This is a genomic window from Pseudomonas sp. GL_103 (assembly GCF_057835175.1).
The window spans coordinates 4,501,351-4,513,689 of sequence record NZ_CM174420.1; the positions used below are offsets into that span (position 1 = coordinate 4,501,351).

General features: G+C 62.7%; 12 protein-coding genes. 7 read left to right on the top strand and 5 right to left on the bottom strand.

Features of this window, described 5'->3' with window-relative positions:
• The first annotated feature begins 31 nt into the window (after positions 1–31).
• The 4 genes from AC3IP0_RS20125 to AC3IP0_RS20140 are packed head-to-tail and all read left to right on the top strand — an operon-like array spanning position 32 to position 3,602.
• Positions 32–958, top strand: coding sequence for a metal ABC transporter substrate-binding protein (locus tag AC3IP0_RS20125; RefSeq protein WP_489316748.1), 927 nt, complete (start codon positions 32–34; stop codon positions 956–958).
• The gene (locus AC3IP0_RS20130; RefSeq protein ID WP_489316749.1) at positions 955–1,800 is read left to right on the top strand and encodes a metal ABC transporter ATP-binding protein; all 846 of its coding nucleotides are present in this window, start codon (positions 955–957) and stop codon (positions 1,798–1,800) included. The genes AC3IP0_RS20125 and AC3IP0_RS20130 overlap by 4 nt, the downstream gene beginning before the upstream one ends.
• Complete coding sequence (locus tag AC3IP0_RS20135; protein ID WP_056727050.1) at positions 1,800–2,699, top strand: metal ABC transporter permease; 900 nt, start codon at positions 1,800–1,802, stop codon at positions 2,697–2,699. Before AC3IP0_RS20130 ends, AC3IP0_RS20135 begins: the two co-directional genes overlap by 1 nt.
• Complete coding sequence (locus AC3IP0_RS20140) at positions 2,700–3,602, top strand: metal ABC transporter substrate-binding protein (protein ID WP_489316751.1); 903 nt, start codon at positions 2,700–2,702, stop codon at positions 3,600–3,602.
• 131 nt (positions 3,603–3,733) lie between these two features.
• Here AC3IP0_RS20140 and AC3IP0_RS20145 read toward each other — a convergent pair whose 3' ends face one another.
• From AC3IP0_RS20145 to AC3IP0_RS20160, 4 genes are all read right to left on the bottom strand, one after another.
• On the bottom strand, positions 3,734–3,961 hold the full coding sequence (locus tag AC3IP0_RS20145) for an MbtH family protein (RefSeq protein ID WP_489316752.1): 228 nt from the start codon (positions 3,959–3,961) through the stop codon (positions 3,734–3,736).
• A gap of 81 nt (positions 3,962–4,042) precedes the next feature.
• Complete coding sequence (locus tag AC3IP0_RS20150; RefSeq protein ID WP_489316753.1) at positions 4,043–5,443, bottom strand: aspartate aminotransferase family protein; 1,401 nt, start codon at positions 5,441–5,443, stop codon at positions 4,043–4,045.
• Between the two features lie 278 nt (positions 5,444–5,721).
• Positions 5,722–7,047: an ATP-binding protein gene (locus AC3IP0_RS20155; protein WP_347907934.1), complete on the bottom strand. Its 1,326-nt coding sequence runs from the start codon at positions 7,045–7,047 to the stop codon at positions 5,722–5,724.
• Positions 7,044–7,724, bottom strand: a complete 681-nt coding sequence (locus AC3IP0_RS20160; protein ID WP_489316754.1) for a response regulator — start codon at positions 7,722–7,724, stop codon at positions 7,044–7,046. Before AC3IP0_RS20160 ends, AC3IP0_RS20155 begins: the two co-directional genes overlap by 4 nt.
• A 154-nt stretch (positions 7,725–7,878) precedes the next feature.
• On the opposite strand from AC3IP0_RS20160, the gene dsbD reads away from it, so the two are divergent.
• The 3 genes from dsbD to dsbG are packed head-to-tail and all read left to right on the top strand — an operon-like array spanning position 7,879 to position 11,212.
• The gene (gene dsbD / locus AC3IP0_RS20165; protein WP_489316755.1) at positions 7,879–9,615 is read left to right on the top strand and encodes a protein-disulfide reductase DsbD; all 1,737 of its coding nucleotides are present in this window, start codon (positions 7,879–7,881) and stop codon (positions 9,613–9,615) included.
• Entirely contained in the window at positions 9,615–10,469 is an 855-nt protein-coding gene (locus AC3IP0_RS20170) for a TlpA family protein disulfide reductase (protein WP_489325731.1), read from the top strand. Before dsbD ends, AC3IP0_RS20170 begins: the two co-directional genes overlap by 1 nt.
• A complete protein-coding gene (dsbG, locus tag AC3IP0_RS20175; RefSeq protein ID WP_489316757.1) occupies positions 10,445–11,212 on the top strand; it encodes a thiol:disulfide interchange protein DsbG in 768 nt (255 codons plus the stop codon). Before AC3IP0_RS20170 ends, dsbG begins: the two co-directional genes overlap by 25 nt.
• Before the next feature lie 93 nt (positions 11,213–11,305).
• On the opposite strand, the gene AC3IP0_RS20180 is transcribed toward dsbG, so the two are convergent.
• Positions 11,306–12,124 carry an alpha/beta fold hydrolase gene (locus tag AC3IP0_RS20180; RefSeq protein WP_489316758.1) on the bottom strand — a complete coding sequence of 273 codons (819 nt, stop codon included), beginning with the start codon at positions 12,122–12,124 and terminating at the stop codon, positions 11,306–11,308.
• Positions 12,125–12,339 lie beyond the last annotated feature (215 nt).

Sequence of the window (12,339 nt, forward strand, 5' to 3'; positions counted from 1 at the left end):
TCGCCTTTTTCCGAGAGAAGACCGCTTTCCCATGCCCAATTCATCTCACCGTTGTTTTTTGCGCCTGCTGCTGGTCGGCTTGCTCGCCTGCCTGCTGCCCTCACTGGCCAGCGCCGACGAAGCCAAGCGCCTGCGCATCGGCATCACCCTGCATCCTTACTACAGCTACGTGGCGAACATCGTCGGCGACAAGGCCGAGGTGGTGCCGCTGATTCCGGCCGGTTTCAACCCGCATGCCTACGAGCCCCGCGCCGAAGACATCAAGCGCATCAGCGGGCTGGACGTGATCGTCCTCAATGGTGTCGGCCATGACGACTTCGCCGACCGCATGATCGCCGCCAGCGAAACCCCGAACGTCCCGGTGATCGAAGCCAACGAAAACGTGCCGCTACTGGCCGCCACCGGCGTGGCCGCACGCGGTGCCGGCAAGGTGGTGAACCCGCACACCTTCCTGTCGATCAGTGCTTCCATCGCCCAGGTCAACAACATTGCCCGGGAGTTGGGCAAGCTCGATCCGGCCAATGCCAAGACCTATACCGAGAACGCCCGCGCCTATGGCAAGCGCCTGCGCAAGATGCGCGCCGACGCCCTGGCCAAACTGACCCAGGCACCGAACGCTGAACTGCGGGTGGCCACGGTGCATGCGGCCTACGACTATCTGCTGCGCGAATTCGGCCTGGAAGTGACAGCCGTGGTCGAACCGGCCCATGGCATCGAACCGAGCCCGAGCCAGCTGAAGAAAACCATCGATCAACTGCGTGATCTGGACGTGAAGGTGATCTTCTCGGAAATGGACTTTCCTTCCACTTACGTCGACACCATCCAGCGCGAGTCCGGGGTGAAGTTGTATCCGCTGTCGCACATCTCCTACGGCGAATACACCGCCGACAAATATGAAAAGGAAATGACCGGCAACCTCAATACCGTGGTGCGGGCGATTCAGGAATCCGGCCAATGACATCGAAAGAAGCCATCCTGGCCGATGCAGAATCCCCTGTGGGAGCGAGCCTGCTCGCGAAGGCGGCCAGTCAGGCGACATCATCATTGAATGACAGACCGCAATCGCGAGCAGGCTCGCTCCTACAGGTTTCGGGGCCGACGCTGGATTTTGCTGACGTCAGCCTGACCCTTGGCCGCACGACGATCCTCGACAACGTAACCTTTCAGGTCCGCCCCGGCAGCGTACACGCCCTGGTCGGCCCCAACGGCGGCGGCAAGAGTTCGCTGATCAAGACCCTGCTCGGACAAATGCCGCACCAGGGTCGCTTGAGCCTGCAATGGCCCGCGGTGCCTGGGACCATCGGCTATGTGCCACAGGCGTTGGAGTTCGACCGAGGCTTGCCGATGACCGTCGACGATTTCATGGCCGCCATGTGCCAGCGACGCCCGGCCTTTCTCGGTTTGAGCAAACACTACGCGGCGGCGATTGGCGAGGCGCTGGAGCGGGTCGGCATGCAGGACAAACGCAAGCGCCGCATGGGCGCACTGTCCGGCGGCGAACGGCAGCGGGTGTTGCTCGCCCAGGGGCTGATTCCGTCTCCGCAGCTGCTGGTGCTCGACGAACCGATGTCCGCCCTCGATGAGGCCGGCATCCGGGTGTTCGAACGCTTGCTCGGCGACTGGCGAGCAACGGGCATCACCGTGCTGTGGATCGAGCACGACCTGGAAGCGGTCGGGCGCCTGGCCGATCACGTCACCGGGCTCAATCGCCGGGTGCTGTTCGACGCCACGCCGCAACAGGCGCTGACACCGGAGCGTCTGCTGACCCTGTTCTCGACCCACCCACGGAGCCTTGCCTGATGAGTTACGAAGCTTTTCGCTTGATGGTCCAGGGCTGGGCGTCGTCGGGTTATCTGCCCGAGGCGCTGGCCTATGGGTTCGTGGTCAACGCCTTGATCGCCGGGCTGCTGATCGGCCCGGTGCTGGGTGGCCTGGGCACGCTGGTGGTGGTCAAGCGCTTCGCGTTTTTCTCCGAGGCGGTCGGTCATGCTGCGCTGACCGGCGTGGCCATCGGCATCCTGCTCGGCGAACCCTACACCGGGCCTTACGGCAGCCTGTTCGGCTACTGTCTGCTGTTCGGCATCCTGCTCAACTACCTGCGCAACCGCACCGGCCTGGCGCCGGACACCTTGATCGGTGTGTTTCTCTCGGTGTCGCTTGCCCTGGGCGCGAGCCTGCTGCTGATTCTGGCGGGCAAGATAAACGTGCACATTCTGGAAAACGTACTGTTCGGCTCAGTGTTGACAGTCAACGGCAATGACCTGCTGGTGCTGGCCATCGTCGGTTCGCTGGTCATGGCCCTGGCCTTGCCTTTGTACAACCGCATCATGCTCGCCAGTTTCAACCCGCAACTGGCGGCGGTACGCGGGGTGGCGGTGAAAACCCTGGATTATCTGTTCGTGATTCTGGTGACGCTGATCACCGTTGCCGCCGTGAAGGTCATCGGCGCGATTCTGGTGGGCGCCCTGCTGGTGATTCCGGCCGCCGCGGCACGCCTGCTCAGCCAATCGCTGAAGGGCTTTTTCTGGTGTTCGGTGCTGATCGCCACCGTCAGCACCCTGTGCGGGATTCTCGCGCCGATCGTCTTCGACCTGCCGATCCCGTCCGGCGCCGCGATCATCCTCGTGGCCGGTATCGCCTTCGCCCTGGCCGCCCTCGCGCGCGGCGTCGTCCCCAGCCTGAAAGGGAACCTTGGATAAATGACTTTTTCACTGCGCCAACTGACCCTCGCCGTTGCACTGTGCGGGCTGGCGACAACGGCCATCGCCGCCGACAACGGCAAACCGCTGCGTGTGCTGGCCTCCTTGCCGATTACCTATGGGCTGGGTGAGGTCTTGCTCAAGGGCACCGATGTCAGCCTCGAACGCGCGGCCCCGGCCAATTTGCCCGGCAGCCGCCAGACCGCCTACTTCACCGGCCGTGGCGCCCCGGCGCTGGCCAAGCTGGCGAACGATGCCGATGCGGTGATCGGCCTGCGCTCACTGTGGCCGGATGACCCGCTGTACCCGATCTCCCGGCGCAGCAATATCCGCATCGTCGAAGTCGACGCCGCCCGCCCGGTGGACGGCGCCCTGCCCGGCATAGCCGTGCAACCCGACAACAAGGTCGACGGGCTGAACAGTCAGCCGTGGTTCTCCAGCAATAACATGGGACGCATGGCCGATGTGATGGCGGCGGACCTGGTACGCCTGGCCCCCGAGGCCAAGCCAAAAATCGACGCCAACCTGGCAGCGCTCAAGCAGCGTTTGCTCAAGCTCAGCGCCGACAGCGAAGCGCGGCTGGCCAATGCGGACAACCTGAGTGTGATGAGCCTGAGCGATCACTTTGGTTACCTGATCGGCGGCCTCAATCTGGAATTGATCGGCCAGGACCCACGCGCCGATGCCGAGTGGACACCGGAGGCGCTAAAGCAGTTGGGCACAACGCTCAAGGACAATGACATCGCGGTGGTGCTGCATCACCGGCAGCCGTCAGATGCGCTGAAAGCGGTGATTGCCGGAGCGGGTAGCCGGTTGGTGGTGTTGAGTACCGATGCCGAGGATCCGGTGGCGGAGCTGGAGGGGAATGTGGATCTGGTCATCAAGGGGCTTAGTGGCGTGTAACCTCGGTTGGACCGCGTTATCGTTCTTCGCGAGCAGGCTCGCGAAGGCGGCCGGACAGACAACACAAATGCACGACATGAAAAAGCCCGCCGACTGTCACCAGTCCAGCGGGCTTCTTTTTGCATGACGGATCAGTGCGCCACAGCCGCCTGCTCGTCCATCTTCAGCCGCAAACTCAACGGACGCATGTCGGTCCAGGTCTCTTCAATATAAGCCAGGCATTCCTTTTTCAGCCCGCTTTTGCCCACTGTGCGCCAGCCTTGTGGCACGGCTTTGTAGTCGGGCCAGATCGAGTATTGCTCTTCGTGGTTGACCACGACCTGAAAGAGGATGTCCTCGCGGTCGAATACTGACGTCATGGTGTCTCTCCATCGTTTTCGGGCGGGCTGCGCTGTGTGCGCAGCCGTTATGTAGAAAGAACGTTCCGCAGGGCGGAAAATTTAAGGATTGGCGGTGGCGGCGGCCAGGGCCCGGCCGAAGATTTCGGCCACGCGATCGATTTGCGCAGCAGTAATCACCAGCGGAGGCAGGAAGCGCACCACCGCGCCATGGCGGCCACCGAGCTCCAGGATCAGGCCACGCTTGAGGCATTCGCGCTGCACCAGGGGTGCCAGGCGGGCGAAGACCGGCGGATGGCCTTGGGCATCCAGCGCGCCTGTCGGGTCCACCAGTTCGACGCCGAGCATCAAGCCACGCCCGCGAATGTCACCCAGTTGCGGGAAATCCCGCTGCAGGATGCGCAGGTGCTCGGCCAGGCGCTCGCCCATCGCGGCGGCATGCTCGCAGACCTTGTGCTCCACCAGATAACGCATCACCGCGGAACCGGCGGCCATGGCCATCTGATTGCCACGAAACGTCCCCGCATGGGCGCCCGGCAGCCAGGTGTCGAGCCAGTCGCGATAGACCACCACCGCCAGCGGCAGGCTGCCGCCGATGGCCTTGGACATCACCACGACATCGGGAATGATCCCGGCATGCTCGAAGGCGAACATCTTTCCGGTGCGGGCAAAGCCACTCTGGATTTCATCGACGATCAGCGCGACGCCAGCCTGCTCGGTGATCCGCCGCACACCGCGCAACCAGTCCAGATCCGCCGGGATCACCCCGCCCTCGCCCTGCACTACTTCCACGATCACCGCCGCCGGCAATTGCACGCCGGCCTCGGGATCGTTGAGCAGGTTTTCCAGGTAACTCAGGTTGGCTTTGACCCCTTGCGCGCCGCCGAGCCCGAACGGGCAGCGGTAGTCGTAAGGGTACGGCATGAACTGCACGCCACTGCCGAGCAAGGCGCCCAGGGGCTTTTTCGGCCCGAGGCTGCCCATCAGGCTCAAGGCGCCCTGGCTCATGCCGTGATAGCCACCCTGGAACGACAGCACAGTGCTGCGGCCGGTGGCGGTGCGCACCAGTTTCAGTGCGGCTTCCACGGCGTCAGTGCCGGTCGGGCCGCAGAACTGGATCTTCGCTTCAGCGGCCAGGGCTGGTGGCAGCAAGCCGAACAAGTCCTGGACAAACCGGTCCTTGACCGGCGTGGTCAGGTCCAGGGTGTGCAGCGGCAGCTCATCGGCCAGCACTTGCTGGATGGCTTCGATCACCACCGGGTGGTTGTGCCCCAGGGCCAGGGTTCCTGCTCCGGCCAGGCAATCGATGAAGGTTCGGCCTTCGACGTCTTCGACATACAGGCCCTTGGCGCGCTTGAGTGCCAGGGGAATGCGCCGTGGATAGCTGCGGGCGTTGGATTCCTGCCGGCTCTGACGGGCCAGCAGCGGCGATTCGTTGAATTGATAAAGCGTCTCGGCGGGCGTCGCCGACTGCTCTTCGATAAGGCTGGTAGCGACTGACATCTCTCGACCCCTCAATACGCTGTGGATAGTGACCAAAACTGCACACCGGGCAGGTACGCGCTCCGGTCACGGGGCGCACTTGTCAGGTTTTCCTGTTCTGGAAACGCATCAGCGCTGGAAGGATTTAGGCGGATCGAGAGAAGTTACAGTCGACGGCAGTCACAGTTCCCCTGTGGGAGCGAGCTTGCTCGCGAAGGCGGCGTAACAGTCGACATAGATGTTGAATGTGATGGCCTCTTCGCGAGCAAGCCCGCTCCCACAGGGTATGGTGGTGTATTTCAGACCGGTTGCAACGGCATCGTCAGCTCAACCCGCAAGCCGTCCGGTCGGCTATCGAATTGCAGCGTGCAACCGCAACGCTGGACGATGGCCTGGACAATCGCCAGCCCCAGACCACAACCGGTGCTCTGGCCGTTGCGCCAGAAGCGCTGGGTCAGGTGTTGCAGATCTTCTTCGGCAATCCCCGGCCCATGATCGCGCACCACGAACTGCACACGATTGCCGGTGGTTTCCAGGCTCAACTCCACCGTTTTGTCGGCAGGGGTATGGCGCAGTGCGTTGTCGAGCAAGTTACGCAGCGCGGCAATCGACAGCACGGCGGGCATTTGTACCGGCGCGGCGGAAACCTTGCCCGGTGCCTGAAACCTGATGCGCTGGCGATCGCCGCTCGCCGCGTCCTGGATCGCCAGTTTCGCCACTTGCTCGGCGTTGCATTGCACACCGTCGTCAAACGACAGACTGCCCTCGACGCGCGCCAGCAACAGCAATTGTTCGAGGGTCCGGTGCATGCGGTCGGCGCCCTCTTCGGCCCGGGCCAGGGACTGATCCCGGGCGCTGCCTTCTGTCATCCGCGCCACTTGCAGGTGGGTCTTGATCGCGGTCAACGGGCTGCGCAGTTCGTGGGCCGCGTCACCGGTCAGGCGACGTTCGCGCTCGATGGTCTTGCCGATGCGCTGGAGCAACTGGTTCTGGGTTTCCAGCAAGGGTTGCAGCTCGCTGGGCAGTGGCTGGATCTGCAAGGGTTCGAGGGAATCGGCGCTGCGGCGCATCAAGGCGTCGCGCATGCGGTTGAGCGGCGCCAGACCCTGGCCGATGCCCAGCCAGAGCAGGCACAGGCATCCGAGCAAGGCCACGCCCACCGGCACCGAAGCGGCCAGCAGGATCGACATGTTCAACGCCTCGCGCTCGATCTGCCGGTCGGCGGTAGTGATGCGCAGATCGCCCCGGGCCAAGGTGAAACTGCGCCACGGTGCGCCGTCGATCATCTGATCGTGAAAACCGAGTTTCTCGGCCTCCAGGGTTTGCTGCGGCTCGGTGTGACTGCGGGCGAGGATTTCACCGCGCAACGAGCTGACCTGGCAGGCCATGCCGCCCGGAATGTTCAGTTGTTCGGCGCTGAAATGGGTGCCCTCGCCCTTGCTCGGCACGGGCGGCAGTTGCTCCATCAGGCCGGCGACCATGCGCGCCGACGCCACCAGGCGCTGGTCGAGGGAAAACATCATTTGATTGCGCAAATCGCTGAGCATCCAGGCCGCGGCCAGGGCCCAGATCAAGGCAAATGCGGCGCCGAGCGTCAGGCTCAGGCGCAAACGCAGACTCATCACTTCGATTCTTCTCCCCCATCAGCCGGCCCCAGGCGATAGCCCAGGCCGCGCACCGTCTCGACAATGCCGTTGCCGAGCTTGCGCCGCAGGTGATGGATATGGACGTTGAGGGCGTTGCTTTCCAGTTCGTCGTTGAAACCGTAGACGCTGTCCTTGAGCTGCTCGGTGGACAACACGCGGCCACGGTTATGCAGCAAGGCCTGCAGCAATGACTGCTCGCGACGCGACAGATCCACCGGCTGTCCCGCGAGCGTGGTTTCGCGGCTGCTCGGGTCGTAGGTCAGGGCACCATGCTCGATCAGGTTGACACTGCGCCCCGCCACCCGCCGCAATAGCGTGTGCAAGCGTGCAGCGAGTTCGCGCAAGTCGAACGGCTTGAGCAGATAATCGTCGGCGCCGGCTTGCAGGCCATCGACGCGGTCAGTGACCGAGTCCCGGGCGGTGAGGATCAGCACCGGGATTTCCAGGCCATGGTGACGCAACTGCTGCAGCAACTTGAGGCCATCTTCATCGGGCAGGCCGAGGTCGAGCACCATGACATCAAACTCCGCGACCTTGAGCATCGCCCGGGCGGCGGACGCCGTGGCGACGTGCTCCACGGTCAGGCCCTGGGCGGTCAGGCCGGCGACGATACCGCTGGCGATCAATTCATCGTCTTCGCAAACCAGTACGTGCATGGGGAGCCTCGTAGAAATAAAGCCTATTAAGCCGTTGACCGATTAAGTCGACATTATGCCGCAAGCGCCACCGCCACAAGGCCGCGGCGGTTAATCATCGGTTAATCGCCACCCGCCACTGTGCACCTCATTAGCACAGGGCAAAGGCTTATCCATGCGTCGTCTGTTTTTACTTTTTACCCTCTTGATCGCGGGCCTGGCCCAGGCGGGAACCAATCCGTTCGACACCAAACCTGAATTTCTCCCGGTTGATAAAGCCTTCACGCTGACCTCTGAACGTCTGGAATCCGGTGAAACCCAGCTCTATTGGCAGATCACCGACGGCTATTACCTGTACCAGAAGCGCTTGAAGTTCGACGGATTGCCTGTCGGGCAGCATCCTGCGTTGCCGGAAGGTGAAGCCCACAGCGACGAGTTTTTCGGTGAGCAGCAAGTCTACCGACAGGGCCTGGAACTGAAGATTCCGGCTGGCGCGAGCGGTCAGGTCAAGGTCAGTTACCAAGGCTGCGCCGATGCCGGTTTGTGTTATCCGCCACAAACCAGAGTCGTGGACCTGGGCAATACCAATGCTCTGAATGCGGCAACTGAAGCACCGGACCAGGCGCTGGCCAGCGGGCTGCAACAACGGGCACTGGGCTGGAGCCTTTTGCTGTTCTTCGGCCTGGGCCTGTTGCTGGCCTTCACGCCTTGTTCATTGCCAATGCTGCCGATTCTGGCCGGGTTGATCGTCGGCAGCGGCGCCACGCCCAAACGTGGATTTGCCCTGGCCAGCAGTTACGTAATCAGCATGGCGCTGGTGTATGCGGCGATGGGTGTACTGGCTGCCTCCCTCGGGGCGAACCTGCAAGCCTGGTTGCAGAACCCCTGGCTGTTGGGCAGTTTCGCGGCGATTTTCGTGCTGTTGGCGCTGCCGATGTTCGGCTTCTTCGAACTGCAACTGCCAGTGGCCGTGCGTGATTGCCTGGAAAACGTCTCGCGCAATCAACGCGGCGGTAACCTGATCGGCGCCGGGGTGCTGGGGGCGCTGTCCGGTCTGCTGGTCGGCCCGTGCATGACCGCACCGCTGGCCGGCGCCCTGCTCTACATCGCGCAAAGCGGCAACGCGTTGCATGGCGGATTGATTCTGTTTGTCATGGGCATCGGCATCGGTGTGCCGCTGTTGCTGCTGGTGACCGTCGGCAATCGCTTCATGCCCAAGCCCGGCGCCTGGATGAACCTGGTCAAAGGCATTTTCGGTTTCCTGTTCCTCGCCACTGCATTGCTGATGCTGCGCCCGGTGCTGGACGAATCCCTATGGGTGGGCTTGTGTGGTGCACTGCTGTTGATCGCGGCCTACAGCGCCTGGAAACAGTCGGAAGGTTTTGGCCGTATTGCGCATCTGTTTGGCGCCAGCTCATTGCTGCTCGGTTTGTGGGGTGGCCTGTTGGTGATCGGTGCGGCCGGTGGCGGCGATGATCCGTTCAAGCCATTGCAGGTCTACCGTGCCTCGAACCAGGCTGTGGCCGCCGTGCCGGTTGGCCACGATGCCTTCACCACCGTCAAGGATCCGCAGGCACTGCAACGGGAACTCGACGCCGCACACGCTCAGGGCCAGTGGGTGCTGCTGGACTACTACGCCGACTGGTGCGTGTCGTGCAAGGTCATGGAAAAACAGGTCTTCGGCAAAGCCCGTGTCCTTGAAACCTTGAGCGATGTGCGCTTGCTCCGACTGGACGTCACCGCCGACAATGCCGCCAGCCGCGAACTGCTCGGCCGTTACAAAGTGCCAGGGCCGCCGAGCCTGCTGTGGATTGGCGTGGACGGTGAAGAGCGGCGCAGCCAGCGCATCACCGGCGAGGTCGATGCCGATACTTTCCTGCAACGCTGGACCATCACCCGAGACGCCCGTTAATGCTGACCTTCACCCTCGGCACCTTTGCCATCGCGCTTAATCACCTGCTGCTGATCAGTGCGCTGGCGCTGGCCACTTTTGTCGGCTGGCGGGTTGCCAAGCGTGGTGGTGAAAACCCCGAATCGGTGCTGTTCAGCCTGTTCCTGCTGGGCATGCTGGCAGCCCGAATCAGTTTCGTGGCGGCCTATTGGGTGCACTATCGCAATGATCCGTGGCAGGTCATCGACCTGCGCGATGGCGGTTTTCTCGCCTGGCCGGGGGTAGTTGTGGTTTTGCTCGCCACCCTGTATCGCGGCTGGCGTCGCCCGGGTCTGCGCCGTCCATTGGGCTTTGGCGTGGCCAGTGGCCTGGCGTTCTGGCTGTTGGCGACGTTCTCCCTGTCGATTTACGAGCAAGGCACACGCCTGCCGGAAATCACCTTGCGCAACGCCGCCGGCGAAACCGTGCAACTGGCCGACTACAAGGGCGGCCCCTTGGTGATCAATCTCTGGGCCACCTGGTGCCCGCCGTGCCGCCGGGAAATGCCGGTGCTGGAAAACGCCCAGCAACAACGGCCGGACCTGACGTTCCTGTTCGTCAATCAGGCGGAAAGCATGCAAAGCGTCGCGATATTCCTGGAAACCCAGGGCCTGAGCCTGTCCAACGTGCTGTTCGACGGCAGCGGGCGTCTGAGCCAGGCCGTCGGTTCCATGGCGTTGCCGACTACGCTGTTCTACAACCCCGAGGGTCGCCTGCTGGGCAGCCATCTGGGCGAGCTGTCGGAAGCCAGCCTGGCCCGCGCACTGGAAAACTTCGACACCGTACCCGCCACCTCTTCAAGGAAATTGCCATGCCCCGCCTCCGCCACCTGCTGACCCTGAGCCTCGGTGCTGCCCTGTTGCACCTGCCATCGGTGCAGGCCGAAGAGTTGCCCGATGCGATCAAGAAAATCGAGGCCAAGGGCGCGAAAATCGTCGGCCAGTTCGACGCTCCCGACGGCTTGCGCGGTTATGCCGCGCAATACCAGAACCGCGGCATGGCGCTGTACCTGACCCCGGATGGCAAACACGTGTTGCTGGGCAACCTGTATGACGCCGAGGGCAATGACCTGAGCAGCGCGCCATTGCAGAAACTGGTGTATGCCCCGATGGCCAAGGAAGTCTGGGCCAAGTTCGAAACCAGCAACTGGATCGGCGACGGCAAGAAGGATGCGCCCCGCGTGGTGTACCTGTTCAGTGACCCGAACTGCCCGTACTGCAATGTGTTCTGGGAGCAGGCCCGGCCGTGGGTCAAGGCTGGCAAGGTGCAGTTGCGCCACATCATGGTGGGCATCATCCGTGAAGACAGCCCTGGGAAATCCGCCGCACTGCTCGCAGCCAAAGACCCGGAAAAAGCCCTGCAAGATCACGAAGCCGCTGGCAAGGACAGTTCGCTCAAGGCCTTGAAGGAAGTGCCGCCGGCGATTCAGGCAAAGTTCGCGGCCAACATGCAATTGATGGAAGAGCTGGAGTTGCAGGCGACGCCAGCGATTTTCTACATGGACGACAAGGGCAATCTGCAACAGCAGCAAGGCGCGCCGTCGCCGGACAAACTGGCGAAGATTCTCGGACCGAAGTAAGCAAGATCAAAAGATCGCAGCCTTCGGCAGCTCCTACAGAGACCACTCGACTCCTGTAGGAGCTGCCGAAGGCTGCGATCTTTTTCGCAAACCCTACGCCGGATTGCGCCCAGCCAAAAATGCCAGCAGCGCTTGGGTGACAAACCCAGGATTCTCCAGATTGGAAATATGCCCCGCCTCCGGCACCAGTACCCACGGGCAGCCAATCAGCTCAGCCATTTCACGGGCTTCACTCGGCGGCCGAGGCTTGTCCTGGTCGCCGCACATTACCAGTGTATTCGCTGCGTCCAGTTCGCCCAGACGCGATAACTGGTCATCCCGCCCAAATGTAATCCGCCCCATCGGCACGATGCTTTCACGCAGGCGATCCGCGGGTAGAGCCGCCAGGGAAGCATAAAATTCCCGGTAGAGCGCCGACTGCGGATCAATGCCCGGCCGGAAGAAAATCGGCACCACGATATCCAGCAGCGCTGGAGTGATGACACCCGCCTCTTCGATCTGCTTCAACAGTGAAAAGTAATACTGGCGAGTCGGCTCCGGTTCGGCGCCGACGTAGGTGTCCATCAACACCAGGCCATTGAGCCGGTGCGCTGCCGACAACGCCAGGCGTACGCCCCACATGCCACCGACCGACAGGCCGACCAGCGTGATCCGCTCGATGTCCAGATGGTCGAGCAGGACCAATGCCTGACGCGCCAGGTCATCAAGCGACGTCGTACCGACAGGCAATGGCCCGGATTGGCCGTGCCCCCACAGGTCCAGGGCTATCACACGATACTGTTGCGACAGCGCGGCAATCTGCGGCGCCCACATGGCCTGGTCCCACAGGTAACTACCGGCCAGCAGCACCGCCGGGCCGGTGCCTTGATCGATGTAGTGAAGGGCTTGTCCGTCTATCGTTACGAAGGGCATCGACTGTCTCCGCGAGTAAAAATGGAGCCGGAAGACTGAGCGGCAGGTAGTCCCTCGTCAATCGCTGGAGTGTGTGCGTTTGTGCCACCGCCTTCGCGGGCAAGTCGGATCGCCGCACCGCCGCTCCTACAGGGATTCATGCTGATCACAGATGATGTGATCGCCACAAACCACTGGGAGCTTGCTCGCGATGGGGCCATTACTGACGCCAGGGA

Excerpts from the sequence above, each read along its gene's own strand:
- AC3IP0_RS20125 (WP_489316748.1), top strand. The coding sequence starts at position 32 with ATGCCCAATTCATCTCACCGTTGTTTTTTGCGCCTGCTGCTGGTCGGC.
- AC3IP0_RS20130 (WP_489316749.1), top strand. The coding sequence starts at position 955 with ATGACATCGAAAGAAGCCATCCTGGCCGATGCAGAATCCCCTGTGGGA.
- AC3IP0_RS20135 (WP_056727050.1), top strand. The coding sequence starts at position 1,800 with ATGAGTTACGAAGCTTTTCGCTTGATGGTCCAGGGCTGGGCGTCGTCG.
- AC3IP0_RS20140 (WP_489316751.1), top strand. The coding sequence starts at position 2,700 with ATGACTTTTTCACTGCGCCAACTGACCCTCGCCGTTGCACTGTGCGGG.
- AC3IP0_RS20145 (WP_489316752.1), bottom strand. The coding sequence starts at position 3,961 with ATGACGTCAGTATTCGACCGCGAGGACATCCTCTTTCAGGTCGTGGTC.
- AC3IP0_RS20150 (WP_489316753.1), bottom strand. The coding sequence starts at position 5,443 with ATGTCAGTCGCTACCAGCCTTATCGAAGAGCAGTCGGCGACGCCCGCC.
- AC3IP0_RS20160 (WP_489316754.1), bottom strand. The coding sequence starts at position 7,724 with ATGCACGTACTGGTTTGCGAAGACGATGAATTGATCGCCAGCGGTATC.
- dsbD (WP_489316755.1), top strand. The coding sequence starts at position 7,879 with ATGCGTCGTCTGTTTTTACTTTTTACCCTCTTGATCGCGGGCCTGGCC.
- AC3IP0_RS20170 (WP_489325731.1), top strand. The coding sequence starts at position 9,615 with ATGCTGACCTTCACCCTCGGCACCTTTGCCATCGCGCTTAATCACCTG.
- dsbG (WP_489316757.1), top strand. The coding sequence starts at position 10,445 with ATGCCCCGCCTCCGCCACCTGCTGACCCTGAGCCTCGGTGCTGCCCTG.
- AC3IP0_RS20180 (WP_489316758.1), bottom strand. The coding sequence starts at position 12,124 with ATGCCCTTCGTAACGATAGACGGACAAGCCCTTCACTACATCGATCAA.